24 protein-coding genes, 1 tRNA gene and 1 rRNA gene are annotated in these 25,419 nt (G+C 41.6%); 14 read left to right on the top strand and 12 right to left on the bottom strand.

Translation table 11 applies throughout. The annotated features are described in order from the left end of the window. Window positions 1-81 precede the first annotated feature (81 nt). Together QXI54_04435 and QXI54_04430 are read left to right on the top strand one after the other, a co-directional pair. Window positions 82-870, top strand: coding sequence for a DUF166 family protein (locus QXI54_04435; GenBank protein ID MEM0302402.1), 789 nt, complete (start codon window positions 82-84; stop codon window positions 868-870). Between the two features lie 4 nt (window positions 871-874). After that, the gene (locus QXI54_04430) at window positions 875-1,423 is read left to right on the top strand and encodes a TIGR00295 family protein (protein ID MEM0302401.1); all 549 of its coding nucleotides are present in this window, start codon (window positions 875-877) and stop codon (window positions 1,421-1,423) included. Here QXI54_04430 and QXI54_04425 read toward each other — a convergent pair. Continuing rightward, window positions 1,420-2,508, bottom strand: coding sequence for an NAD(P)/FAD-dependent oxidoreductase (locus QXI54_04425; GenBank protein ID MEM0302400.1), 1,089 nt, complete (start codon window positions 2,506-2,508; stop codon window positions 1,420-1,422). The genes QXI54_04430 and QXI54_04425 overlap by 4 nt on opposite strands. A gap of 50 nt (window positions 2,509-2,558) precedes the next feature. On the opposite strand from QXI54_04425, the gene rgy reads away from it, so the two are divergent. From rgy to QXI54_04395, 6 genes are all read left to right on the top strand, one after another. Next, window positions 2,559-5,684 carry a reverse gyrase gene (gene rgy, locus QXI54_04420; protein MEM0302399.1) on the top strand — a complete coding sequence of 1,042 codons (3,126 nt, stop codon included), beginning with the start codon at window positions 2,559-2,561 and terminating at the stop codon, window positions 5,682-5,684. An 84-nt stretch (window positions 5,685-5,768) separates the two neighbouring features. Then, a complete protein-coding gene (locus QXI54_04415; protein MEM0302398.1) occupies window positions 5,769-6,953 on the top strand; it encodes a pectin acetylesterase-family hydrolase in 1,185 nt (394 codons plus the stop codon). An 81-nt stretch (window positions 6,954-7,034) separates the two neighbouring features. Further along, window positions 7,035-7,583: a DUF2148 domain-containing protein gene (locus QXI54_04410; GenBank protein ID MEM0302397.1), complete on the top strand. Its 549-nt coding sequence runs from the start codon at window positions 7,035-7,037 to the stop codon at window positions 7,581-7,583. Between the two features lie 66 nt (window positions 7,584-7,649). Further along, on the top strand, window positions 7,650-8,618 hold the full coding sequence (gene radA, locus QXI54_04405; protein MEM0302396.1) for a DNA repair and recombination protein RadA: 969 nt from the start codon (window positions 7,650-7,652) through the stop codon (window positions 8,616-8,618). A gap of 33 nt (window positions 8,619-8,651) precedes the next feature. Continuing rightward, window positions 8,652-9,230, top strand: a complete 579-nt coding sequence (locus QXI54_04400; protein MEM0302395.1) for a DUF2150 family protein — start codon at window positions 8,652-8,654, stop codon at window positions 9,228-9,230. After that, complete coding sequence (locus QXI54_04395; protein ID MEM0302394.1) at window positions 9,214-9,540, top strand: SWIM zinc finger family protein; 327 nt, start codon at window positions 9,214-9,216, stop codon at window positions 9,538-9,540. Before QXI54_04400 ends, QXI54_04395 begins: the two co-directional genes overlap by 17 nt. Window positions 9,541-9,543: 3 nt before the next feature. On the opposite strand, the gene QXI54_04390 is transcribed toward QXI54_04395, so the two are convergent. Then, window positions 9,544-11,298, bottom strand: a complete 1,755-nt coding sequence (locus QXI54_04390; protein ID MEM0302393.1) for a ribosome biogenesis/translation initiation ATPase RLI — start codon at window positions 11,296-11,298, stop codon at window positions 9,544-9,546. A 62-nt stretch (window positions 11,299-11,360) separates the two neighbouring features. On the opposite strand from QXI54_04390, the gene ribA reads away from it, so the two are divergent. Then, complete coding sequence (gene ribA, locus QXI54_04385) at window positions 11,361-12,500, top strand: GTP cyclohydrolase II (protein ID MEM0302392.1); 1,140 nt, start codon at window positions 11,361-11,363, stop codon at window positions 12,498-12,500. 67 nt (window positions 12,501-12,567) lie between these two features. After that, a tRNA-Arg gene (locus tag QXI54_04380) sits at window positions 12,568-12,642 on the top strand. A gap of 251 nt (window positions 12,643-12,893) precedes the next feature. Here the strand turns inward: QXI54_04380 and QXI54_04375 are convergent. The 6 genes from QXI54_04375 to QXI54_04350 form a co-directional block, all read right to left on the bottom strand. After that, window positions 12,894-15,011 (bottom strand): acetate--CoA ligase family protein, encoded by a 2,118-nt coding sequence (locus QXI54_04375; GenBank protein ID MEM0302391.1) that lies wholly within the window; start codon window positions 15,009-15,011, stop codon window positions 12,894-12,896. Between the two features lie 95 nt (window positions 15,012-15,106). Continuing rightward, window positions 15,107-15,604, bottom strand: coding sequence for an ACT domain-containing protein (locus tag QXI54_04370; GenBank protein MEM0302390.1), 498 nt, complete (start codon window positions 15,602-15,604; stop codon window positions 15,107-15,109). A gap of 41 nt (window positions 15,605-15,645) precedes the next feature. Further along, entirely contained in the window at window positions 15,646-16,584 is a 939-nt protein-coding gene (locus QXI54_04365) for an electron transfer flavoprotein subunit alpha/FixB family protein (GenBank protein MEM0302389.1), read from the bottom strand. Continuing rightward, the gene (locus tag QXI54_04360) at window positions 16,581-17,324 is read right to left on the bottom strand and encodes an electron transfer flavoprotein subunit beta/FixA family protein (protein ID MEM0302388.1); all 744 of its coding nucleotides are present in this window, start codon (window positions 17,322-17,324) and stop codon (window positions 16,581-16,583) included. Before QXI54_04360 ends, QXI54_04365 begins: the two co-directional genes overlap by 4 nt. 80 nt (window positions 17,325-17,404) lie before the next feature. Continuing rightward, entirely contained in the window at window positions 17,405-17,881 is a 477-nt protein-coding gene (locus tag QXI54_04355; GenBank protein ID MEM0302387.1) for a Zn-ribbon domain-containing OB-fold protein, read from the bottom strand. A 5-nt stretch (window positions 17,882-17,886) separates the two neighbouring features. Continuing rightward, window positions 17,887-19,065 (bottom strand): thiolase domain-containing protein, encoded by a 1,179-nt coding sequence (locus tag QXI54_04350; protein ID MEM0302386.1) that lies wholly within the window; start codon window positions 19,063-19,065, stop codon window positions 17,887-17,889. A gap of 89 nt (window positions 19,066-19,154) precedes the next feature. On the opposite strand from QXI54_04350, the gene QXI54_04345 reads away from it, so the two are divergent. The 4 genes from QXI54_04345 to QXI54_04330 all read left to right on the top strand — a co-directional run bounded on the left by QXI54_04345 (window position 19,155) and on the right by QXI54_04330 (window position 24,020). Next, on the top strand, window positions 19,155-20,342 hold the full coding sequence (locus QXI54_04345) for an acyl-CoA dehydrogenase (GenBank protein MEM0302385.1): 1,188 nt from the start codon (window positions 19,155-19,157) through the stop codon (window positions 20,340-20,342). A gap of 89 nt (window positions 20,343-20,431) precedes the next feature. Further along, complete coding sequence (locus tag QXI54_04340) at window positions 20,432-21,052, top strand: SCP2 sterol-binding domain-containing protein (protein MEM0302384.1); 621 nt, start codon at window positions 20,432-20,434, stop codon at window positions 21,050-21,052. A 17-nt stretch (window positions 21,053-21,069) separates the two neighbouring features. Then, complete coding sequence (locus tag QXI54_04335) at window positions 21,070-22,212, top strand: iron-containing alcohol dehydrogenase (protein ID MEM0302383.1); 1,143 nt, start codon at window positions 21,070-21,072, stop codon at window positions 22,210-22,212. Between the two features lie 17 nt (window positions 22,213-22,229). Beyond that, window positions 22,230-24,020, top strand: coding sequence for an aldehyde ferredoxin oxidoreductase family protein (locus QXI54_04330; GenBank protein ID MEM0302382.1), 1,791 nt, complete (start codon window positions 22,230-22,232; stop codon window positions 24,018-24,020). Here the strand turns inward: QXI54_04330 and QXI54_04325 are convergent. The 4 genes from QXI54_04325 to QXI54_04310 all read right to left on the bottom strand — a co-directional run bounded on the left by QXI54_04325 (window position 24,017) and on the right by QXI54_04310 (window position 25,416). Then, window positions 24,017-24,232 (bottom strand): DUF167 domain-containing protein, encoded by a 216-nt coding sequence (locus QXI54_04325; GenBank protein MEM0302381.1) that lies wholly within the window; start codon window positions 24,230-24,232, stop codon window positions 24,017-24,019. The two genes, QXI54_04330 and QXI54_04325, sit on opposite strands and share 4 nt — an antisense overlap. Further along, the gene (locus tag QXI54_04320) at window positions 24,229-24,762 is read right to left on the bottom strand and encodes a YbhB/YbcL family Raf kinase inhibitor-like protein (GenBank protein MEM0302380.1); all 534 of its coding nucleotides are present in this window, start codon (window positions 24,760-24,762) and stop codon (window positions 24,229-24,231) included. Before QXI54_04320 ends, QXI54_04325 begins: the two co-directional genes overlap by 4 nt. 50 nt (window positions 24,763-24,812) lie before the next feature. Continuing rightward, a 5S ribosomal RNA gene (gene rrf / locus QXI54_04315) occupies window positions 24,813-24,934 on the bottom strand. Window positions 24,935-24,957: 23 nt separating this feature from the next. Then, on the bottom strand, window positions 24,958-25,416 hold the full coding sequence (locus QXI54_04310) for a hypothetical protein (protein MEM0302379.1): 459 nt from the start codon (window positions 25,414-25,416) through the stop codon (window positions 24,958-24,960). Between the last annotated feature and the right edge of the window lie 3 nt (window positions 25,417-25,419).

Raw genomic sequence — 25,419 nt, 5'->3', positions numbered from 1 at the left:
AAGATAAAAGATTATAAAACCCTTACCATACAACTCAGGAGCACTTTGTAAAATTTTTTAAATTGCTCTCCATGGAATTACGTGGATCTTGGAATAATCTACAGCGGAAAATTCGGAGAGAGATTTGTCTGCAATCTTGCTTATCCAGATCTTTGCCCAAAGTTTGGTGCATGCGGAATTGATGGTTGTGACTTCTGCAAGAAATATGACTTCTCTTCAAATATTTCATTCGTTCAATCACTTCCTGAGCCAAGTGCAATAGGATTATATGTAGAAGAGCCTGAAAATTATGTGCAGAAGTTTTCTTGCGAAGTTCTTGTTGCTATAAACGTTCATCCTGACATTCTAATATCCTTGCCGAAAATTGGAGAATTCAGGGCTTTAATTGTGCCCGCATGTGACCAGAAATGGTGCTCTCCGGGTTTAAGAAGGCAATTGAAAGAAAAGTGCGCGCAAGTTGGTATCCAATTTGACTCTCCAAAGCCTTTCTGCGCTTTAAATCCAGAGGGTAATATTTTAAAGAGATTCTGCGATTATTTCAGCATTGGACGTCCAGAATTCAAAGTAAAGCTTGATAGTAATGCAATTGAAAATGTAGAGGTTTTGCGAAGTGATCCATGTGGTTCCGCTTACTTTGTGGCTAAAAGAATGCGTGGTTTTGTTATAGAGGATCTTAGCGAGTTATATAAGGAGATCCATCAGCATCAGTGTGCCTATCCATGTATGGCAAGCATGGAAAGAGATGTGGAACTGATCGAAGCTCCTTTTCATCTTGCGGGCTACATAATGGTTTACAACTTCAGCAAGGCGGTTGGAGTTGATGCAGGCAACTTTGTTCCAGAGCATTTTAAGAAAATTGTAATAACTTGAGCCTATGCAAGTGCCTGAGATTGTTAAAAGGATCTGGGAAAAATATGGGCTTGAAGAGAACGTTAGAAGGCATTGCATGGCGGTTGCAGATTTAGCTTTGAAGATCGCTGAAAATGTAGACAAAAATGGTCACAGAGTGGACAAAGAGGCAATCCTCTTAGGCGCCCTTCTGCATGACATCGGCAGAGCAATAACTCATGATCCATTTCAGCATTTCCTGAAGTCCGCGGAGATTTTAAGGGCTGAAGGAATGGACGAGAAGATCGTAAAGATTGCTGAGAGACACTTCAGTGCGGGAATTAGTGCTGAAGAGGCAAAAAGGCTTGGCTTGCCTGAGAAGGACTACTTACCAGAAAGTTTGGAAGAGAAGATCGTAAGCTTTGCAGACAACATAACCTTTGGAGCCAAGAACGTGGACTTTGAAAGCTTTTTAAGACGTTTGGACAAAATTGATTTGGAGAATCCAAGGCTTAGGTGGTTCACAGAGGCTACAAGGGAGAGAGCAAGAAGAATGAAAGAAGAAATCGAAAGACTGAGCGGAATGAAGTTTTAAAAGAGCAATTTTGTTGCAACACTTACAAGCGATGGGTTGCTGATAATTGTTCTAAAGATCCTAAAAAGAACGCTTGGGCTTAAAAAAGTCGAGGGTCGATCCATGTGCACTCCCGAGAAATCGAATTCCTTTAACGCTCTGACTATATTTTCGAGATCCCTGTTTTCCAGACTGTAAACCCTCCTTATTCTCTCTCCGAGCCTGATTTCTTTTCCAAGTTCTCTCATAAAGTCTTTGCGATACGCATTAAGATTAGGAAAGTTCTTTGCAAGCTTCTCAGCTGCAACAAGCAAATAGTAGAGCCCACCGCCTGTGTGCGGTTTAACCATTCCCGCAGAGTCTCCAAGCAGGGCAACATTTTGCTTTACGAAATCAACAAGCTTTAGGGGGATCATGCCGGAGTTTAGTTCAACAATGCTCCCTTTAACCCGCTTTGAAACCGAGGGGTGTTTTTCTATTAAATTTTGAAGATATTGCTTTGCATTCTCTTTCGCAATGACTCCAATCCTTGCGGTGTCTTCAAGTGGGATAGCATAGGCAAAAAAATCACTGTAAGCTTTGCCAAGGTAAATTTCGACGAAGTTTTGATCGATTGGCTCAAATCTGGTTTCGATCTGTATGGCGGTCATTACAGGTGGTCTTTCAAACTCGTAGGCTCTTGCAACTTCTGAGTTCACACCATCCGCTCCAATTATGTATTCCACGGAAACTTCTTTGCCATTAAGAATTGGCTTTTTGTCTTTAAACTTCAGCTTTGATTTCATTAAGATCTCAGCAAAATTGGAGGCTTTTTCAAGGAGCATTTCATCGAGGATCTTCCTTTCGATCACATAAGCGTCGCCGAATGCTGGGAAAAAATTTCCTGAAGGAGAAAAGAAAAAGGCTCCTTTTATCTTGTTCTCAAGAGCTTTCTCGATCTTGCAGTATTTCTTGTAGCTTTCAAAGCATTTATCACTTATCAATCCAGCACACTGCACGGGAAAGCCCGCACTTTGATGCTCTTCTACTAAAAGAACATCATAATTCTTTCCCAAGAGCATTGCGGAAAGGCTTCCAGCGGGTCCGGCTCCGACAATTAAAATCACGTTAGAATTTGGAAGAAAAGATATTTATCTCTTTATTTCCACTTCACTCCATGGATGTAGTCTATCAAAATCTTTGCCCGGTTTGTGGGAAAGATTTGACTTCTTATGAGATAAATCTGCGTTTCTGCAATTCTAACAAGACCCATTTTTGTGTAGATGATGATCTAATGCCGTTTTTAGAGTTTTTCAAAAAATGTATCGGGGAACCACGAGAAATTCAGAAAATGTGGGCGAAAAGAGTTCTTAATGGAGACAGTTTTACTCTAACCGCTCCTACTGGCATTGGAAAGACCTCTTTTGGGCTTGCAATTTCGCTATTTTTGGCAATGAATGGAAAAAGATGTTATATAATTTTTCCAACCTCTATTTTAGTAAAGCAGGCAGTTGAAAACCTTAAATCCTATTCTGAAAAAATTGGCTTGGATTTGAGTCTCAATGATACTGAAAAGTTTCCGGTAGGGTTTTATCATTCAGATATTGAAGATAAAGGGGCTTTTTTTGAGAAAATTGGTGAATTCAGAATTCTTATTACCACCGCTCAGTTTCTTGCAAAAAACTTTGAAAAGATGAAAGATTTGACTTTTGACTTTATATTTGTTGATGACGTCGATGCTGTTCTCAAAGCTTCAAAAAACGTGGAAAGAATTCTAAGCCTACTTGGATTTGGAAAAGGGACAGAGAAAGGAGTTCTGGTTGTATCCACTGCCACTGCAAAGCTCGGGAAAAATGTTGAGCTTTTTCGGAAATTCTTGAATTTCAGCATAGGATCTTCTCAATACTATCTAAGAAACATAGAAGACGTAATCGTAGATAAAAAGGAAGATCTGCCAGAACTTCTGAAAAGACTTGGACCCGGAGGCCTTATATATGTGCGGAGTATTGATGAATGCGAGAAGATTTACGAAGAGCTCAAAAGTGCGTTTAAAATAGGAATAGTTACTTCAAAGAGTTCGAAGGATTTTGAGCTATTCTCGAGAGGTGAACTTGATTATCTGGTTGGAACCGCACATTACTATGGAATTTTGGTTAGAGGTCTGGATTTGCCTGAAAGAATCAGGTTTGCCATCTTTATCGGATGTCCTGTTCACAGATTCAGGATTGAAGATATCGAGAAGGTTCCGATTACGACGTTAAGGGCTTTGACTCTAATTTTGAGAGAAGATGAACGGTTGGAAAAATTCGTTCCAAAACTCAATTTCATTAAAAAAATCGAAAACGAGCTTAGAGCGATTTTAAAAGAAGTTATCGCTGAGGGAAATCTGAAAGTAAGAGATGCTGTGATACGCAAAGGAGAAGTCATTATCCCCGATGTAAGAACTTATCTGCAGGCTTCTGGCAGAACTTCAAGATTGCACGCAAGGGGCATAACAAAAGGGGCGAGCTTTGTTTTTGAAGAAGACGCTGAGATTTTAAGAGCATTTATAGAGAGGGCAAAATACTACGATATAGCCTTTGGCTATATAAAAAATGTTGATTTGGACAGGTTGAAAAAGGAGATTGACGAAAGTAGAAAAAGAAAAGAAGAAGTAGAATTAATAAAACCCGCTCTTCTGGTTGTGGAAAGCCCGACAAAAGCAAAGCAGATATCGAGATTTTTCGGAAAACCAAGCGTTAGATTTATCGATTCAATTCCAGTTTACGAAGTCCCCACAGAAAAATACCTGCTCCTGATAACCGCAACACTTGGGCATTTAACAGATCTTGTTATCAATCGTGGCTATTATGGAGTTCTCGATAACTTTACTCCTGTCTACGGCACCATAAAGAAGTGTAAAAAATGTGGAAACCAGTTTACCGACGAGGAAAGCTGTCCGAAATGCGGTTCCGATGAGGTAGATGATGCCATAAAGAGAATATCTGCCCTAAGGAAACTATCTCAAGAGACCGAGTTCGTGATTATAGGCACAGATCCAGACTCAGAAGGGGAGAAGATCGCCTGGGATTTGAGTAATTTGCTTTGTGGGCAGATAAAACGGGCGGAATTTCACGAGATTACCAAAAAAGAGATAACGAAAGCTCTAAATAATCTCAGAGAGATAAATGAGAACCTACTGAAAGCTCAGGTTGTTCGAAGAATTGAAGATAGATGGATTGGTTTCGTTCTTAGCCAAAAAGTTCAGAATTACTTCGGAAAGAAGTATCTATCTGCAGGAAGAGCTCAGACGCCCGCTCTGGGATGGGTTGTAGATAGGTTCAGGGCGAGTAGAATCAGAAAAAGCATAGCATTCATTCCAGAATTGGATCTTGCAATTGAGTCCGATCAGAAGGAATTCGAGATAATCATTGAACTTATTGAAGACAAATTTGAAACCCGCACACCAATGCCGCCTTATACCACGAATTCGCTTCTTTTTGACGCAAACGCAATTTTAAAGCTCTCTACGAAGCAGGCAATGGAAGTTGCCCAAGACCTTTTCGAAAACGGACTTATAACCTATCACCGCACAGACTCAACAAGGGTAAGCGAGTATGGAATGAGACTTGCTCAAGAATATCTGGGCGAGAACTTTAAAGGCAGAGAATGGTTTGCAGAGGGGGCGCATGAATGTATTCGCCCTACAAGAGCCATAGATAGGTTTACTTTGGAAAGATTAATCGAGGAAAGAGTTTTTGATATAGATGGCTTTGGATGGGCACACTTTGCTCTCTATGATCTTATCTTCAGGCGATTTATGGCTTCTCAATGCAAAGATTTCGAAGTCCACATAAAGAAGTATCGGATCACAGCCAACGGAAAGTCATTTGAAGAGGAGAGAATCGTTGAAGCTAAAGGAAAGGCTTTTGAGCTTTACAAATCAGTTTGGGTCAAAAAAGAGCTTACTGAGGGGAAATTCAAGGTTCAGGCTGAAGTAAGAAAGGTGCCTTCTGCACAGCTTTTAACTCAGGCGGAACTGATAAGGCTGATGAAAGAAAGAGGAATTGGCAGACCGTCCACTTATGCGGTTATCGTTGACAAGCTGTTCGCAAGGAATTACGTGCTGGAGAAAAATGGAAGATTGATCCCTACTAAGGATGGGATTTCTGTTTATGACTTTTTGATTTCTAATTATGCTCCATTCATTTCTGAGAGCAGGACAAGGGCTCTGGAAGAAAAGATGGATGCAATAGAACGAGGAAAAGTAGATTATCTGGATGCGCTAAAAGAACTCTACGAGGAGATAAAGAAGATAGAGTGATTTAGCTAATTGATAGTGATAATTGTAATAATTATAAGCCAATTTAATAGAAAAACTTATATTTGATAAATCAACCTTTTAATCATGAAATTGCTGGTGTTTGTTGGGTTAATCCTCGCTATTGCACCAGTTTTTGCTCTTGGCAGCTACGAGATAGTAAAAGAGACGTATGCAAATCCATTCGAGATCGATATCAGCTCGATGCCCGCTTTGAATTCCCTGCCCATTGACGATCCAAACGACGGGATAGATTGGGTGAAAGTCAAGCTACCAAGCCCTTGCGTTAATGGATTGGGCAAAGAGACTTTTATACTTGTCAGAAGAGGGGCTGAGAACAATCTTCTTATCTTCTTAGAGGGTGGCGGAGCCTGTGCGGATTATACAACTTGTAAACCGATGTTATGCACAAACATCGAGAACTGCAAACCACTGCTGGGGATTGGAACAGTCGTAGCCCTTGAGTCCAAGACGTGGTTCCTGAATCTCTACTACAGAGGAGGTATTTTTGACGTTAAGAATCCGAAAAATCCGTTCAGAAATTGGACAATGGTTTTTGTGCCCTACAATACTGGTGATATCCACATGGGGAACAGAGTTGTAAAATACTTCGACAGCAACTCTTCGTCCACAAAAACGATCTACCATGTTGGCTTTGTGAATGGAATAGTGGCAATCCGATATGCTCTGCAAAATAACTGGGACAGAGTTGTTGTCACAGGCTCAAGTGCGGGTGGCTATGGAACGCTGTTGCACAGCTACTATACATGGAAGCTTTTCGGCAGGCCAATTCTGGCAATAAACGACGCAGGCCCGGGAATTATGCCAAGTCCACAAAGTCAATTCCAGATGCCAGAAGTTATGGAAAGATGGGGAACAATCCAGAACTTCCCCGAAGGGGCAATTCCCTACTTAAATGGCGATCCGATCTATGCGATTGAATTCGGCTTAAATGATTGCCAGCAATGCATCTATGCGCTCTTTGAAGACCAGCTGGACTTAATAATAGGCACGATATTCAGCGGATACAAGCCATGCGAGTATCAGAGTAGATTGCTAAGAGTGACTAACGAGCTACAGCAGAAGTTCCCCGATAGATTCTGCAGGTTCATGCCAGTAAGCATCCAGCACACGATGATAACAGGCGGTATGCTTTATCCACTCCAGAAGGACAGATTCTACAACGAAGAAATAAATGGCTACAAGATATACGTATGGGTAAATGAACTTCTAAAAGGTAAATGCCCTGATCTTGTTGCCAAGAGCAACTGAAGGGATTTTTTTAATTAAATTTTTTAATTTGCAATTATCCTGACTTGAAAGGAAAAAGTTAATCTTCAACCAGTATTTTCTATGGTGCAAAATGAAAGAGATTTTGCTGAAGAAGCGGTTAAAATTTCTGCATATCTAATGGCAGAGTCTGCAAGAACCGCTCCAAAATCGAAAGGCATTGATGACCTTGAGATTCTTTATTTTGGTAAAGACGAGATCGAAAAAATTGCAAAGAAAATGGAAGACTTTGCCAAGGAAGATGAAAACTTCCTTAGAGATGCGGATAGCCTAAGAAAGTCTAAAGGGGTTCTGCTAATTGGAGTAAGAGGTGGAAAATCACTTGGATTGAACTGCGGGGCATGTGGATTTAAAAGCTGTGCTGAATTTGAAAGGGCTAAAAGAGAGGAGTTGAAGTTTAAAGGACCAAATTGTGCGTTCAAGCTCGTTGATCTCGGAATTGCCCTTGGCTCTGCGGTTAAGCTGTCTGCAATACTTGGGGTCGATACGAGGATCATGTATAGAATAGCGCTGGCTGTGAAAAAGCTTGGGTTAACGGATTGCGATGTGGCTTTTGCAATTCCAATCGCAGTAGAGGGCAAGAATCCGTTTTTTGATAGGGTTAAAAAGTAATCTGATTTTTATTTTTTAAGCAGACAAGAGCAAAAAGTTTAACTTATTTGTGAAATATCAGCATCAATGACGGAAGAGATTGTTGATCTTGAAGAAATACCAGGTGTTGGTCCAGAAACTGCAAAAAAGCTAAGAGAAGCGGGATTTACGAGTATTGAGGCAATAGCAATAGCTTCTCCAGCTGAACTCTCTGCTATAAGTGGAATAAGCGAGGCAAGTGCACTGAAGATCATTCAGCATGCAAGGAAGATGGCAAGTATTGGTGGATTTGAAAGTGGAGACAAGGTGCTTGAAAAAAGGAAGAATGTTCGTAAAATAACAACAGGAAGCAAAGAGCTTGATAATCTCTTTGGTGGTGGAATCGAAACTCAGGCAATCACGGAGCTCTTTGGAGAGTTCGGGAGCGGTAAAACCCAGCTTTGTCATCAGCTCGCTGTAAATGTTCAGCTTCCAGAGGATAAGGGTGGCTTAGACGGCTGTGCTATTGTAATCGATACCGAGAACACTTTTAGACCAGAGAGGATAATCCAGATGGCAACCGCAAAGAAGCTTGATCCGAACGAGGTGCTCAAGAACATTTTTGTCGCCCAAGCTTACAACTCTAACCATCAAATGCTTCTTGTTGATAATGCAAAGGAATTGGCGGAGAGACTTAAAAAAGAGGGAAAACAGGTTAGGCTTTTGATTGTGGATTCGCTGACTTCGCACTTCAGAGCTGAATACGTAGGCAGGGGAACACTTGCGGATCGGCAGCAGAAGCTTAACAGACACATGCACGACTTGATGAAATTCGGGGAGCTTTTCAACGCTGCAGTAGTTGTAACCAACCAAGTAATGGCACGCCCAGATATCATGTTTGGAGACCCGACAAAGCCTGTTGGAGGACACATAGTTGCCCACACCGCAACCTACAGAGTATACTTGAAGAAGAGCAAGGGAGAACTTAGAATTGCCCGACTTGTCGACTCCCCGCATCTTCCGGAGACTGAAGTTGTGTTCAAGATTACAGAAAAAGGCGTCGAGGATGCGAAGTAGAAATCCTTATATCTTCCCTAAAAACTTTTTCTTATGGATTTCTACCCTGACTCAAGACTCCAAAATTGGATAAAAAAAATTAATGAAAGTGAAGTTCGTGAAGATGATCCCGACAGTTTATCCGTTTTTGAACAGATGCTCGAGGATGTGATCATCGCTTGTTTTAGCATTTTAAATGCAGTAAAAAATCGGGAAATCAAAAAGGCAGAGGCTATTAAAGAACTTGAAAAAATTGCCAGCTCTTTCAATAAAGATTACAAATTAAATTCAGATCTCAAAACAGATATATTCATGTTAACTGCGGAGGCAATAAAGGCCAGCATAGAATCCTTCAGATACTATCTTGAAGGTAAGTTTAGCAGGAAAAGTATAAAAGAGCTCATAAAAGATGCTCTTGAAAATGAAAAGAATGGAAAACTGGATATGGCTTTTGACTCTATTGCGAAAGTGGGGGCGAAGGTTATAAAAGGTGAAAAACTTCCAGATCTCAATTTGCAGGAGGATTCAGTAATTTTGAGCTGGCTTGATGGTGTTGATGCAATAGGCATGGTTGTGGAACTTTCAAAGATCGATGCGAGCGAAGAAATAGCAGAAGATGAAACTGGCGAATGATGTGATTATTGCCACACAGAAGGGGCTAGGATATGAGCTATACAAAGCTCTTTTTTTGAACTACGGAAAAAGGGGTGAGAAGGCATTTTTCTACTTGAAAGAGAACAGAATTAAAAAGTATCACGACTTCTTTGTCGTGGTTGGTAAAAATGAATACATAGTGGACGAGTTTTTTTGCTCGTGCCCAGACTTTCAAATTAAGCTAAAGGGGAAGGATCCATGTGCTCATATCATCGCTGTCGAGGTTGCAAAATTACTAAAACGCTACGATGAGATCGACGCTTTTTACACCGATTACTATAAGCTTTAAAATTTAAATGTAGTAATAATATTCTCCAACAGCTTTTTGCTCTCTATCCAGCCTTGAGTCGAGCTTGTTAACCCTTGGTCTTTTTGTCTCTTCATCCCTCCTGAAGGTAATTCCAAGCTTTGAAAGAAATGCATTCATCCCCTCTCTCATACCTTTCGCCCTTATTGCGAAACCCCTCCTCCCGGGCTCTCCATCGAATAGCATTAGCCTGTCGCTTACCATGTCTATAAAGTAGATATCGTGATCAACGACAAGCACGCTTTTTGAGTTGTTGAGAGCAAATCTTCTTATCAATCGGGCGGTCTCACTCCTTTGCTCAACATCCAAATGTGCTGTGGGTTCGTCGAGAAGGTAAAGATCCGCATCCCTTAAAAGACATGCTACAATCGCAACTCTTTGAAGTTCTCCTCCACTAAGGTCTTGAAGATTCCTCTCCATTAATTCTTCGATTTGCATAGGTTTTAAAAATTCTGTTTTAATAAAAGATGAATATATCATCGGATTTATCTTTCGTAAAAAATTTTCAACGCTTTCATCCATATCCGCTTTTATATACTGTGGTTTGTAGCTCACTTTCAAACTTAAACTTACCTTTTTCTCATCGTCTTCCAAAACACCGGCAAGGACCTTTACAAATGTAGACTTACCAGTTGCATTAGGGCCAACAACGCCGAGGACTTCGCCAACTCTTATGTCTCCTTTTTCGACCATTAGTGTAAAACCGTTGAGAGTTTTCTTGAAAGCAGGATATTCAAGAAGAATTTTTTCCGAAACGCTTTCTCTTGGCTGTAAGATCTCGAATTCTATTCTTTTTTCTCGTATTCTTATGTTCTCATCAGCCAAATAACCGTTTAGATACTGGTTTATCCCCACTCTTGCAGACTTCGGAGCTGTGACTACTCCATAAACGCCCGGAACTCCGTAGGTTATGTGAACGAAATCAGCAAGCATGTCAAGAATTGCCAGATCGTGCTCTACTATCATCACAGTTCTTTTACTCGAAAGTTCTTTGATAACGTTGGCCACAGTTTTTCGCTGGTAGATATCCAAATATGGCGTCACTTCGTCGAAGAAGTAGAAATCCGCATCTCTCATGTAACAAACTGCAATCGCAACCCTTTGCAGTTCTCCTCCGCTTAGATCTTTCAGTTCTCTGTTCAAAGATGTTTTAAGGTTTAGTTTTTCGACTATCTCATCTAAAATACCTCTCTCGTCAAATTTCTCAAGCAAATCCCTTGCTTTTCCTGAAAAAACCTTTGGAATCGTTTCTATATACTGAGGCTTGATACTTGCCCTTATTTTTCCATCCCTTAACTTTTTAAGATAATCCAGAAGTTCTGTTCCGGAAAATCTTTCAAAAATTTCTTCCCAATCTGCCTGTTCTTTACCGAGATTTGGTTTCAACTGGCCTGAAAGAATCTTAACAGTTGTGCTTTTTCCAGTCCCATTAGCCCCAAGAATCCCTACTACAGCTCCTACTCTCGGCACGGGCAAATTGTATAGCACAAAACCATTTTTACCATATCTATGAACTTCTCTACCCTCCAATCTCTCTGGAAGCCCTACAATTCGGATTGCCTTCATCGGACACTTTTTAACACATATACCACAGCCTACGCAGAGTTTTTCCGAAATGATCGCCTTTTCTGCAATCACAACAGTCTCATCTCCACTTCTGACTTTAGGACAATACTTCAAACACTCCTGCCCGCACTTCTTTGGCTGGCATCTCTCCTTATCGATCACAGCTATTCGCATCTTTTATTCAGGCATTCACTGAGTATAAGAATATTTATATCCCTTTGTTCATTTCGAATTCTATGGAAAATTTAATAGAAGAAATCAAAGCGGGAAGATTTGTCATAGTTTGTGAGGAAGATAAGAGTTTTCTCTGTATTCCTGCGGAAATTGTCAACTCCAACTCTATTAACTTCATTATGAAAAATTGTGACGAGATACGACTTTCACTGACATGGAGCAAAATTTCCTCACTTGGTTTAAATAAATTTTTCTTCAATGGCAATCTAATTCCAATAGATCCAAAACTTGAAAAGATTTCGGCTGAAGATAGAGCGAATTTCATAAAAAAATTAGTTCTTGAAAATATAAGCCCGGGGGAAATAAAGTTCCCTGGAAGGATTTTTGTAGAGGAAACAAAAGAAATGGGAATTCTTGAGCGGCCTGGAATTGCTGAAGCGTGCTCTGATTTGGCAAGACTCGCTGGTTTTAGGGCATGTGCCGTTTATGCCCCAATTTTAACGCCTGAAGGTAAGGTTGGTGGAATTGAGTTTGCCAAGAACTTTTCAGAAGTCCACTCAATTCCGATCATTAATATACGTGATCTTATAGAGTTTAGGCTGAAAAACGAAAAAATAGTCGAAAGAGTTGTCGAAGCAACTCTACCAACAAAGTTTTACGGCACTTTTAAGGCAATTGGTTACAAGAGCCCGATAGGAGAAATACTCGCACTGGTAAAGGGAGACGTTTCCTCTGGAAATATTCTTGTAAGAATTCATTCAGAGTGTCTAACAGGAGATGTTCTGCACTCGTTGCGTTGTGATTGTGGTGAACAACTTGAAAGCGCGTTAAAGATGATTGATCGGGAGGGAAAGGGCGTTCTGATATACATGCGAGGCCATGAGGGCAGAGGAATTGGTCTTATAAACAAGCTTTTGGCCTACAGACTTCAGGAAAATGGTATTGATACAGTGGATGCAAACTTAAAGCTCGGATTTCCACCAGATCTCAGAAGTTACGGGATTTCTGCACAGATACTGATGGACTTGGGGGTTAAGAACGTCAGGTTGCTAACAAATAATCCTTTAAAGATCGAAGAACTTGCAAAATACGGCTTTAACGTGAAAAGAGAAGCGATCGAGGTGGAACCAACAGAGGCGAATTTAAGTTATCTCAAAGCAAAGAGAGACAAAATGGGTCACTTCCTATGTATAAACGATTAAAGTCAATTGAGACTTGAATTCGCTTTGAGAAAGACTTAAAAACATTTCCTACAGCCATATAAAAGCAGGGCCCGTGGCTCAGCCAGGACAGAGCGACGGCCTTCTAAGCCGTAGATCGCGGGTTCAAATCCCGCCGGGTCCGTGTTTTTTCTTTTTATTACGGATAATGCCTTAATTCAGTTAGATCTACCTTTCATTTTTGATATTTCGGTATAATTTATTTTCGGCCTTTATTAACACCTTTTCACACCAAGTTTCATAAAAATCCCAATTTCAGCTTTTAATTCGATGAAATTTTTCTTTCTAGCAAAGAACTTTTATTGACCTTTCCGAGCCAAATTTTCAGCCAAGTAATCTACTTCGCAGATTCTTAAGATTTAAAAAATTGGAAAATCAAGGAGTTGCAGAAATACCTTTTGCTGCCTTAACACTCGTGTATTCTGTCTTTTCTGCAAACCTGAATTTCTCCTTATACTTCCACATCGTTGCAATTACTTCGATTGCCTGCTCTGGAGTTGTATAAACCGGTATTCCTGCCTTTTCAAGTCTTATAACGTCTTCCATAACGAATTCCTTCCCGAATACGACTGCAAAAACTGGAACACCCTTGTAGTCGATCGATCTGAGCGTTTCGACATAACTCTTGAACTTCTCAGTTTGCATTATAACTACGATGCTACCGACACTCTGGCTCTTTAAAGCGGTCTCTATAACTTTCTTAACCTGTTCGGGATTTTGATCGAATGTCAAATCCAGTGGATTAAAGCTTCCAACAAAGCTTGGCATCAAACTTTTGAGTTCATCCTTGATTTCTTTCGGAAAATCTGCGAGCTTAAGCCCATTTAGAGATATCGCGTCTGCTGATGCTACGCCAAGAGATCCTGCATAGGTTATTACAAATACGTTATTGTTCTTCGGCAATGGTTGTTTCGAAAAAGCCTTTGCAAGTGCGAAGAGGTGCTCGTTGTCTCTCGCTCTTATTATGCCCACCTGTCCGAAAACAGCACTGTAAATCCGATCATTGCCAGCAAGAGATGCTGTATGGGTTGATGCCGCTTTCTTCCCCTCTTCTGTTCTTCCCGTCTTTAAAACTATTACAGGCTTTTGCTGCGTAATCCTTTTTGCAACCTCGATAAATCTTCTTCCAGCTTTGATGTCTTCGAGATACATGCAAACAACTTCGATATTCTCGTCATTTCCAATAGCTTCAAGCATGTCCGTTTCATTTACATCGAGCTTGTTTCCGATCGTTACTATGATTCCGAAGTCCATTATATTTCTCAAGCCCCATAAAAATCCGGCCGCATAAACACCTGCTTGAGCTATGAGCCCGATATTTCCCTTGCCAAGGTCTTCAAGAAGACCCAGTGACCCTACAAAACCGTTGTGAGTGTTTATAATTCCTGCACAGTTTGGTCCTACGAGTCTGCATCCATGTTTTCTTATTTCAGACTTCATCTGCATTTCAAGTTTCTTTCCTTCTTCTCCGAGTTCAGAAAATCCGGCCGACTCGACTATTATGAATTTCACTCCAGCTTCACAGCACTCTTTGACAGCATTTGGTGTATGCTTTGCGGGAACGAGAACTATTGCTACATCTACAGCCTCAGGGACTTCTTTTATGCTTTTGTAAGCCTTTACACCCTGGATTTCTTCGGCATTTGGATTAACGGGGTAAAGTCTCCCCTCAAAGCCATGAGTTAGCAGATTTCTAAACACATTCCAGCCGAGCTTTCCTGGAGTGTTTGAAGCTCCAATGACTGCAACACTTTTCGGATAAAATAGTTTTTTGAAATCGCTTTTAATAGATTCGATTTCTGCATTATTTTCTTTTGACAGAATTATTCGGGCATCCGCGATCTTGTAACCCTTTGGATAAACGAAAATTGGATTGAGATCCATTTCTTTTATCAAGGGGTTTTCGGTGACGATCTTGGAAACTGTGAGTAGAACATTTTTTATGGCTTCAATGTCAGCTGAAGTTCCACGGTAACCCTTCAGGATCGAGTATCCTTTTATCTCTTTAATCATCTCTTCGGCATCTTTTTCGGTTATTGGAATTGCCCTAAAACTCACGTCTCCAAGGGCTTCGACAAAAATTCCACCCAAACCAAACATTATGACGGGTCCAAAGGTTTCATCCCTCGTAACGCCAACGATAACTTCCATCCCCGGTTCCACCATCTTTTGCACAGAAACGCCGATCATACCAAGATCTTTGAATTTTAGCTCTATTTCCTTGAATGCCTCTCTTACTGCTTTTTCATCCTTCAGGTTGAGCTTTACACCGCCAAGATCGGATTTATGTAGAACCTTGCTCGATAGAACTTTTAAAACCACCGGATAGCCTATTTCCTTTGCAATTCTGACCGCCTCATCTGCCGTATGGGCAAAATAAGCACCAGTAGTTTCGAGACCATAATATTCAAGGATTTGTTTACTTTCATGTTCCATTAAGTAGTATCTGTTCTCGGAAATCGCTTTTGAGGAGATAGCCTCAAATAATTTCATGCTGGTAAAGAGTTGAAACAAAAATATAAGCTTTACAATATTAAACTATAATGTAATACAATTATCATAATGTATAATGCCGTTTCAGTCCAAAATCAGCTTATTATCACTTTTTTAACACCATCAACCTTGAGAATTTCTTCAACCACTTTACCGGGTATTTTTGTATTGGTAACTACAGTCATCTTCGACTCTACGCTCAGTTCAGGGTCTTCTGCAAGGATATATCTTATTGATATTCCTTCTCGTGCAAGTGCACCTGCAACTCCCGCGACTATTCCAACTTTGCTACTTTCCGCATACACTTCAAGGACGCCAAATCCAAGGTAGCGTGCTATCTCGGTTATGTTTGCTACTGGTTTGAGGTTGGAGAAAACTTCTCTCAGTTCAGGATCGTTCTCTATGTTTTGAATTGCCGAAACAACTACTTTTCTATCAACACCAATCGCTTCCGCTATTTTTGCTGGGATTAGCTCTATGTTATTACAATACGCCTTTCCATTTCTCACAGCAATTCCAAGTCTTAAAAATTCCCTAACCACTGCAATTTGGGATGGATACTTCTCAAACTTTTCCGCAATCTTTCGCCACATAAAAAAAGTAAAAGTAATTTGTTAATAAATTTTAGTAAAGTTTACTTGCCCTTAAGTTTATCCAGTAGTTCTGGAACGATGTCGAAGAGGTTTGCAACAACTCCGTAATGGGCAACACCAAAGATTGGCGCCTCGGGGTCCTTGTTGATTGCGATTATGAGTTCGCTATCTTTCATACCCATGACGTGCTGGAACGCACCGCTTATGCCCAGAGCTAAGTAGAGCTTTGGCTTCACAACTTTGCCTGAAATACCTACCTGCCTGTCTTTTGGTAACCATCCGTTGTCTATAACTGGTCTGCTTCCAGCGACAACTCCTCCAAGTGCTTTTGCAAGTTCCTCTGCTAAGGAGATGTTTGCAGCATCTTCGATACCTCTTCCAACTGCTACGATGATATTTGCCTTTGTGATATCAACTTCTCCAGCTTCTGGCTGCACGTATTCAATGAACTTTCTCTTTGCCGCTACAGATGGCTTTATTCCCGCATCAACGATCTTTCCGTTCTTCTGGACACCTTCCTTGAATGCACCCTGTCTAACAGTTAGGACACACGGCATAGATTTTATCTTGAGATCCACCATGATCTTTCCCTGCATAACGAAACGGGAAGCAACGAGACCATTGGCGGTATTTACACCCACAACGTCTGTAACGATTGGAGCGTTAAGCTTCACCGCAAGGTATGGAGCATATTCAGCTCCCTGGGCAGTATTTCCTATGAGCACGACATCTGGCTTCTCCTTCTGGAACAGCTGGAGCAGAACGTCAATGTATAGCTCGGGATTGTAGTTCTCAAGGCTTGCATCTTCGATCTTCCAGACCTTGTCCGCATATTTTGCAAGCTCATCGGCAAATTTGCCAACATCTTTGCCTATTACTACCGCATTGCTCTCGCCAAGCTTGTTAGCCAAGTTGAGAAGTTCGATGCTCAGTGGATTCAGTTCTCCAAATCTGTGTTCAGCAACTGCGAAAACCTTCATCCTATCAACCCCCTATCTTTCAATATTGCAATTATCTTGGTTGCTATCTGCGATGGATCACCAGTAATGAGCTCTGCCTTCTTAACGGGTGGCAGATACATCTTTGCAACTTCTACTGTGGACATCTTTGGAGTTATGCTTACTTCTTTGAGCTCCTTTGTTTTTGCCTTCTTAATTCCCATGACAGAAACATACCTTGGCTCGTTTATACCGCTCTGAATCGTAAGCAGACATGGCATTGGCAATTGAACCGCTTCCTGATAACCGCCTTCGATTTCTCTCTTTACTTTAACCACTCCGTTGCCAATCTCAAGCGAAGTAACTGCTGTGGCAAATGGCAGGTTTAGCATCGCTGCTAATATTACGCCAACCTGAGAGTTGTTGTAGTCCTGGCTCATGAGCCCAGCGAAGATCATGTCGAACTTCTCATTCTTTATCGCTTCGCAGATCACTTCAGCGGTCTGGTAAGCATCGAGACCCGCATCGAATGGGATCTTTATCGCTCTGTCCGCACCCATTGCAAGGCATTTTCTCAGCGTGTCCTCACTCTTTCCAACGCCAACAACTACGACTTCTCCACCCATTTTTTCCTTTATTCTGATAGCCTCTTCGACCGCATAGCGATCCCAGTCGTTTATGTCGAAAACCGCAGTGCCAAGCGAAAGGCTTTTGCCGTCCCCAGCAACTCCGACTTCGCTTTGCGGATCCGGGGCATGTTTTGCAAGCACGATAATTTTCATTTTACCACCAATCCGAAGGTGGAAAGGTTGAATAAAAAATTTTCTATTTTAAAAAATTTGAATTCCAATTATTAACTTGGTTAAATGGGCACAAGCTCGTAGGTCAGATAGCCTTCTTTCCTTTTCACAATCTCGACTTTAACCCTCTGTCCCGGCTTGAGCTTTGGCTCCCCACGATACCAAGCGAGAATTCGCACTCCATCGTCGAGCTTTGCAATCCCAACAGCGTATGGATCGTAGTGGGAAAAGCTCGTTGGTCTCACATGAATCACAGTCAGCGTTTCAAGCACACCTTCCTTTTTAAGCTCAATCCATTCCATTTCTGATTTTTTACAGCTTGGACAGTCCTTTTGGGGTGGGAAGAATATTCTACCGCATTTACACTTCGTAGCCAAAAGCTTTCCTTCTTTAAGCCCCTCATAGAACTTCTTTATGCCCTCTACTGAGAGGATATATCTAAGCTTGAGCTCTCGAACATCGAACCACTGCCAAGCACCGCTTTTCTCGTCAGGAATTATCGGAAAGCCCATTTTCTCAATAGCTTCCTTAATCTCCATTATTATCACCTCCTTTCAAGCCCATAGATTGTAACATAGGCATAATGTCCGGTTCCGCCGATGTTATGTGCAAGCCATCTTCCGTTCTTTATGTCTGCCTGTCTTCCCTTGTCCGCTTTTCTGAGCAACTGCTTGTAAGCTTCAACCGCCATGCTAACGCCAGTTGCTCCAATTGGATGCCCCTTTGCCTTAAGACCGCCGTCAACGTTCACAGGAATCTTCCCGCCGATGTAAGTCTGTCCTTCTCTTGCTAATTTGTATCCCTCTCCACGCTTGCAAAAGCCAAGATCTTCATAGGCCATTATCTCTGCAATTGTGAAACAATCATGGACATTTGCTCCATCGAGCTCTTTTGCGGGATCTTCAATTTTAGCAAGCTTATATGCTTGCTCAGCAGCATAGCGAGCTGAAGCTAAGCTTGTAAAATCCTCTCTTTTGCTCAGATTCGCTGTTCCAGTGCCGACACCCTGCGCTAATATCCAGACTTTTTCCTCAACTCCCATTTCTTTGACTTTTTTATCGCTTGCAAGAATAATGCAGGCAGAACCATCTGTTATTGGGGAACAATCAAATAGCTTTAAAGGCCAGGCAACATATGGACCTTTCATTACTGTAGCGACATCGATCTCCTTTCTGAATTGGGCGAACGGGTTCTTGGCACCATAGTAATGGGCTTTTATCGCAACCTTTGCAAGATCTTCCTCGGTTGCTCCGTATTTCATCATATAGGCACTAGCATGCAATGCATAGTAGCCGGGAAATGTCAGTCCAAAGTTTTCGAATTCCCAGAAATAGCTACCAAATCTACCAATGAGTTCTATAACATTTGGATTTGGCGACTCCTGCATTTTTTCAACTCCAAGAACAAGAACGATATCGGCAAGCCCAGATTTTATCGCAGTGTATCCAACTCTTATTGCCGCGCTTCCAGTTGCGCATGCCGCCTCTACTCTCATTGAGCCTTTTGGAGCAAGATCAGCGTATTCTGCCATAATAGATGGAACGGCAAGCTCGCTACTCCATATTCCAAGATTTCCGACGACAAAGAATTCTATGTCTTTGGGTTCGAGATTTGCCGACTCTAAAGCTTTTTTCATTGACTCCCAGCAGAGTTCTGGAATGTTCACGTCTCTTCTTGTTCCAAAAACTGAATGTCCTACACCAATTATTGCAGCTTCCGACATATGGCCATGTTGGATTAGGACTTTATATTATTTTGTTTTTTTGTCGGGCATCTCGAAAGAGTTATATTAAATGAATTCAACTCATCTTTATGCGAATTTCGGATTTTTACGACGTAGAAGAGCTAATTAGCGACGAAGACCGGCTTGTAAAGAGTTCTATTCGGGAATTTCTTGAAAAAGAGATCAGGCCAATCGTAGTTGATGCTTGGCACGAGGAAAATCCACTCAATTTCAGAGAAATAGCTAAAAAGTTTGGAGAGCTTGGGATGCTTGGCACATTCATTCCCGAAGAATACGGCTGTCCTGGGATGAACTATACTACTTTTGGAATTGTTTGTGAAGAGGTTGAGAGAATAGATAGTGCGCTTAGAAGCTTTGTAGCCGTTACTTCTGGTTTGGTGATGTTTCCGATCTGGAAATACGGAAGCGAGGAGCAGAAAAAGGAATACCTACCAAAGCTTGCTAAAGGGGAACTGATTGGATGCTTTGGGCTAACGGAACCAAATGTTGGAAGCGATCCCGGGAGCATGGAAACAACTGCAAGAAAAGAAGGCGATGAATGGATTCTGAATGGAACAAAAACTTGGATTAGCGAGGCAGAAATTGCGGATCTTGCAGTAGTTTGGGCGAGAGATGTCGAGGATCGAAAGATAAAGGGATTTATCGTCGAGAGAGGAACAAAGGGCTTTAAACAATCTTTGATCAGAAAGAAAGGTTCAATGAGAGCTGGAGACGTAGGGGAGCTATATTTATCTGATTGTAGAGTTCCTGAGGAGAATAGACTCCCGAATGCTGTTGGTTTAAAGGCTCCGCTCAGCTGTTTGGATCAGGCAAGGTTCGGGATCTCTTGGGGAGCGCTCGGGGCTGCAATTGATTGCTATGAAACTGCACTAAATTATGCAAAAAATAGAAAGCAGTTTGGAGTTCCAATTGCTTCTTTTCAGCTTGTTCAGGAGAAACTTGTGGAAATGCTGATCGAAATAACAAAGGGCCAACTTCTAAGCTTGAGGTTATCCCAGCTTATGAATGCTGGAAAGGCAACTCCAGAACAGATATCTCTTGCAAAGAAAAATAATGTCCGAGTTGCGAGATTTTGTGCGAGAACAGCAAGAGAGATCCTTGGAGCAAATGGCATAAGCTTGGATTATTCACCAATAAGGCACATGGCAAACATTGAAAGTGTATACACTTATGAGGGCACCGACGACATACACACGCTTATCCTTGGAAGGGCCATAACGGGTATAGATGCCTTTAGGCGGGAGCGAAAAGAATAAAAGAGAAATAAAAAATTAACAATTAATTTTGCTATTTTCATTTATTCAATATCGATAAATTAAAATACCAGTGATGTCCACTAACAAACATGGCAGTTGTGTTCCCTTCTAAGGAGTGGTTGGATGAACTAAAGAAGAAGGTCAACAGCGACGAAACATATAAAAAGGTTGCGGCAAACTGGGAGGGCGACTATCTGTGCATAATTGAAGTAGATCAGGAAGCTTTAAAGGACTTCCAGAAGCCAAAAGTGCTTGGTGGTCTTATTTCGATGCTTGTTTCGATTCCGAAAGAAAAAAGGGTGGCTTACAAAGGAACGCCAACAGAAAATATGGTCAAAAAACTCGGTTTTGAATTGGATCAGGACATAGATATCTCAAAGATTAACCTCGAGGAGCTCGCAAAAAAGGTTGCTGAGCTGAAACTCGAGGAAATAAAGGGTGCTGCAATTTATACCTGGCTTGACTTCTGGCACGGTGAAATGCGAAAGGCTGAAGCGGTCGCACCGGGAGATGTTAAGAATCCGAGATTCGTGCTATCTGGGCCGTATTCTGCCTTCAAGGAGATAGTTTTGGGCAAAGTTGATCCAACCACCCAGATAATGAGAGGGAAACTGAAGCTAAAGGGTGACTTGGGCTACATGATGAGAAACACCGCCACTGTGAACAGATTTAGCCAGCTGATGTCGTCACTACCAATAGATTTAGGATAAAATTTTTTGGGAGTGGTATGTGGACTTTCGTCTCTCCAAGGTTGATAGTTTACGGAGATGATGCCCTGACTTTCCTTGAAAGCGAAAAGGCAATCAGGGTTCTAATAGTTACAGATGAGTCAATGGTAAAGCTTGGATTTCTGGATATGGTTAAAAACTCTCTCAAAGCTGAAAAAATAGAGGTATTCAGCGAAGTTGAGCCAGAACCAAGCATCGATACTGCACTGAAATGCACAAAAATCGCGAGAGAATTGCAGCCGGAGCTGATAATAGCGCTTGGCGGAGGAAGTGTAATTGATGTGGCAAAAGCTGCGAGGATTCTAATGGAATTGGACATAGATCCACTTGCTGTAACACCTTTTACAGATCTTTTTGAGCTTGGATATAAAAAGAAGGCAAAGCTGATAGCAATTCCCACGACAAGTGGAACTGGTGCTGATGTAACTTGGACTTCGGTTCTTACAGACAAAGCTGAGCACAGAAAGCTGACTCCAGCAAATAAAGAAGTCGTTCCGGATGTCACTCTCCTCGATTATCGCTTTGTTGCAAACATGCCTAAAAAACTGATAGCGGGAACAGGACTCGACGCTCTTACGCATGCAATTGAGGGAATAGTATCGATTTGGAGAAATGATTTCAGCGATGCTCTCTGCGAAAAAGCTGTTGAGATAATAATGGGGAATCTTGAGAAATCGTACAACGGTGATTTGGAAGCAAGAGCGAAGATGCATTTAGCTGCAACAATGGCGGGTTTGGGATTCGGAAATTCACAGGTGGGACTTGCTCACTCTTTCGGGCATACATTTGGAGCTGTATTCAAACACCATCACGGAATGTGTGTTGGGTTATTCCTTCCATACATTATGCAGTTCTATCTAAAAAGTGATGCAAAGGCAAGAATGGATACTTTGGCGAAGAAAATGGGGCTTAAAGGTGCAGAAGAGTTAATAGATAAGATAATTGCTCTAATGAAGAGTGTAGAATTGCCTACCAAGATTTCGCAGGTTATTAGTAAAAAAGAATTCGAGGAGAATCTTGAAAATCTTGTAATGAACACTTTAAACGATTCAAGTCTTGGAATGAGTCCAAGAATTCCGGATTACGAGCAAACGAAAAAGATATACGAATACGCCTTTGAAGGAAAGAGAATTGACTTCTAATTTTTTGGGGTGGTAGAATGTATGGCTACTGTGGAAAAATCCTAAGAGTGGATTTAACCGCTCGAAGTTTTTCAACTTTGCCTTTAAATGAAAAAGATGCGAAGCTTTTTGTTGGCGGAGCGGGGATGGGAATAAGGATCCATTACCAGATGAAAACGTATGAAAAAGATCCACTTTCTCCTGAGAATCCACTTGCAATAATGACTGGCCCACTTACTGCAACTCCCGCTCCCGCAACAAGTAAGCTGGCATTTTGTGCCCGAAGCCCACTTACAAGAATCTGGGGAGAATCAAATTCTGGAGGAAGAATGGCAGTATATCTAAAATACGCTGGCTGGGATGGTGTTCTGATAGAAGGAAAGAGCGAAAAGCCAGTTTACCTGAAGATTGACAAAAATGGTGTTGAGTTCAGAGATGCCACAGGAATATGGGGTAAAGGATGTTATGAGGCTCAGGAGACTATAGAGAAGGAGTTAGGAGAGAAGAGGGTTTCGACTGCGGTTATAGGGCCAGCAGGGGAGAATTTGGTGAAATTTGCCTGCATTCAGGTTGACAACTCGAGACATGCGGGAAGAACGGGCATGGGGACTGTAATGGGGTCAAAGAAATTGAAGGGCATAGCTGTTTGTTATGATCCTGCGGATAGATGGGAAATTAAGCTTGCAAATGGAGAAAAATTCAAAGAATTGGTTTCGCAGTTTATAGACGTTATAAACAACGACTTCACATGCACCATGTTCAAAGATCTTGGGACTTCTGGCTATGTTGAGAATGCTGAGGCTTTCGGAGATTTGCCTGTAAAATATTACTCCAAGGGGACTTTTGAAGGGGCACCCAACATTTCAGGTTCTGCAATGGCAAGTTCAATTTTAAGAGGGAATGATGGCTGTTTGGGATGCATTGTTAGATGTGGTAGAGTGGTTGAGCTCAAAGGAAAAAAGATTCATGGCCCTGAATATGAAACAGTTGCTGCTTTTGGCTCGCTTCAGCTTAACGACAATCTTGAATCCCTTGTTGAGATAAACTACATGTGCAATGATCTTGGCATGGACACGATTTCTGCTGGAGTTTCGATCGCATTTGCCATGTGGATGACAGAAAAAGGTGTCGGAAATTTTAATATAAAATGGGGAGACGCAAATAGAGTAAAAGAGCTTGTGAAGGAAATAGCATTTAGAAAAGGAATTGGAGCAGAGCTTGCTGAAGGAGTAAGATTTCTGGAAGAAAAATACAACTTTAAGGGCTGGGGAGCACACGTTAAGGGGCTTGAAATTCCGATGCACGATGCAAGAGCTTTCGCTTCTTTAGCTTGTGCTTACGCAGTGCACGTAAGGGGAGCATGTCATCTACCACACCAGATGTATCTTTATGAGATGGGCAAAGTTATCGAAGATTACGGCATAATTTCGAATGATAGGTTTGCAAATGAAGGAAAAGGTGTTCTGACTGCGAAGGTTCAGAACTTCACTGAGCTCTTCAACGCTGCAACTATGTGCGCATTTATGCCAATAACGCCAAGCATGCTTGCTGAAATGCTTAAATGTGCAACAGGTTTCGAATTCGATCTCAACAGCTTGGCAAAGACTGGTGAAAGAATTTTCACGCTAAAGAGGTTATACGATTTGAAGTGCGGAGTGAAGCCCGAAGAAGACGACAGGCTACCGCAGATAGTTCTACAGCCTCTTGAAGGTGGAAGCGCTGGAAATGTGCCCGATGTGAGCAAGCAGGTTCAGGAATACTACGAGTATAGAGGATGGAAAAAAGGAATTCCGAGTGCAGAGAAGCTTAAAGAGCTCGATCTTGATTAGTCGATCTCCACAATTTTTTTCTTTGACTTAATTCCGCTTACAATTCTGATCTTAGACTTTGAAACTTTAAAATAATCTGCCAGAACCTCGATAACTTCATCATTGGCTCTTCCCTCAACGGGCAGAGACCTTACAGATACCACGTATTCTTCACCGACCTTTTCAACTTTACTCTTCTTTGAATTAGGTTTTACTCTAACAGCAATCCTCATTTTGATCTTCCGTAACTTGCTTCAAATACCGCAAACTGCAGGATGTGTCCTTTCATAGCATTTTCTAGTTCAGATTTAGAGGCATCTGGCTCGAGTTCCAAGATTGTATCGAGAACATACAGCTTAAATTGATATCTATGGACACCACTTGGGGGGCAGGGGCCATTATAACCAATCTTTCCAAAATCATTCTTCCCCTGCACCGCTTTTATTGGATTTTCGAGAATTGGTTCTTTTGGAATATTTTTGGGAATTTCGGTAGCGTTGGGAGGGATGTTCCATATCAGCCAGTGTGTAAACATTCCGAAAGGAGCATCTGGATCATCTAAAACTATAGCCAAACTTTTCGCGTTTTTAGCGACACCATAGATTTCGATCGGTGGCGAAACGTCTTCACCATCGCAGGTGAATTGCGGAGGAAAAACTGAAAATGGGACGCTTATATAAAGCTCAGGACTTTGCGCAGGCAGACTTCTCTCTGCACAGCATAAAACAAACATTGAGAGCAACAATGCAACATAGATTCGCATAATAATACACTTTATCAGACTCAATAAATTTTTTGATAGATAACAGGAAAAGCCGACAGTTTCCGCGCTTCCCGGGACCTCTCGGAACCCAGTACAACGCGGAACGGAGCAGGGCTTAACTTCCGGGTTCGGAATGAGTCCGGGTGTTTCCCCTGCTCCTATGACCGTCGGCAGACTCTCTTCGTGATGCGATATTTAAGGCTTTTGCCCGAGAACCCGCTCCTCTATACTCATCTTCTTGCCTTTGAATGTCTCGGCTATGTCTGCTCTGAGGAGATACCAGATCACTGCAATGCTAATTGCAATGTATATAGCTGCAAAAGGATCATAGTATATCAGGAGGAGAGAATAAAGCATCTGGAAGCTGAAAAGAATGATTGCCAGTAATCTTGCCCAGTTTTTGAGCATGAAAATTCCCGCAGAATTAATGAAGTATACTAATCCAATCAAAAAAACAGAAATTGCCATAGTATCGTAAACTTCGTCGAAAACGTCTTCAGAAATGCCGTAGATGTCCGCTATGTGTTTAAATTCTTCCTGAATTAAATTTCGAGCTTCTTCTTCGAAAAGAAGCATCATTAAACTACCAGAAATACAAACAAGGGCCATTAGTAGTAAAAATATGCTAATCACCAACACTCCAAATGGACGCATGAA

The organism is Archaeoglobaceae archaeon (genome assembly GCA_038734275.1).
Lineage (GTDB): Archaea > Halobacteriota > Archaeoglobi > Archaeoglobales > Archaeoglobaceae > WYZ-LMO2.
This window is presented reverse-complemented; position numbering and strand designations above follow the sequence as displayed.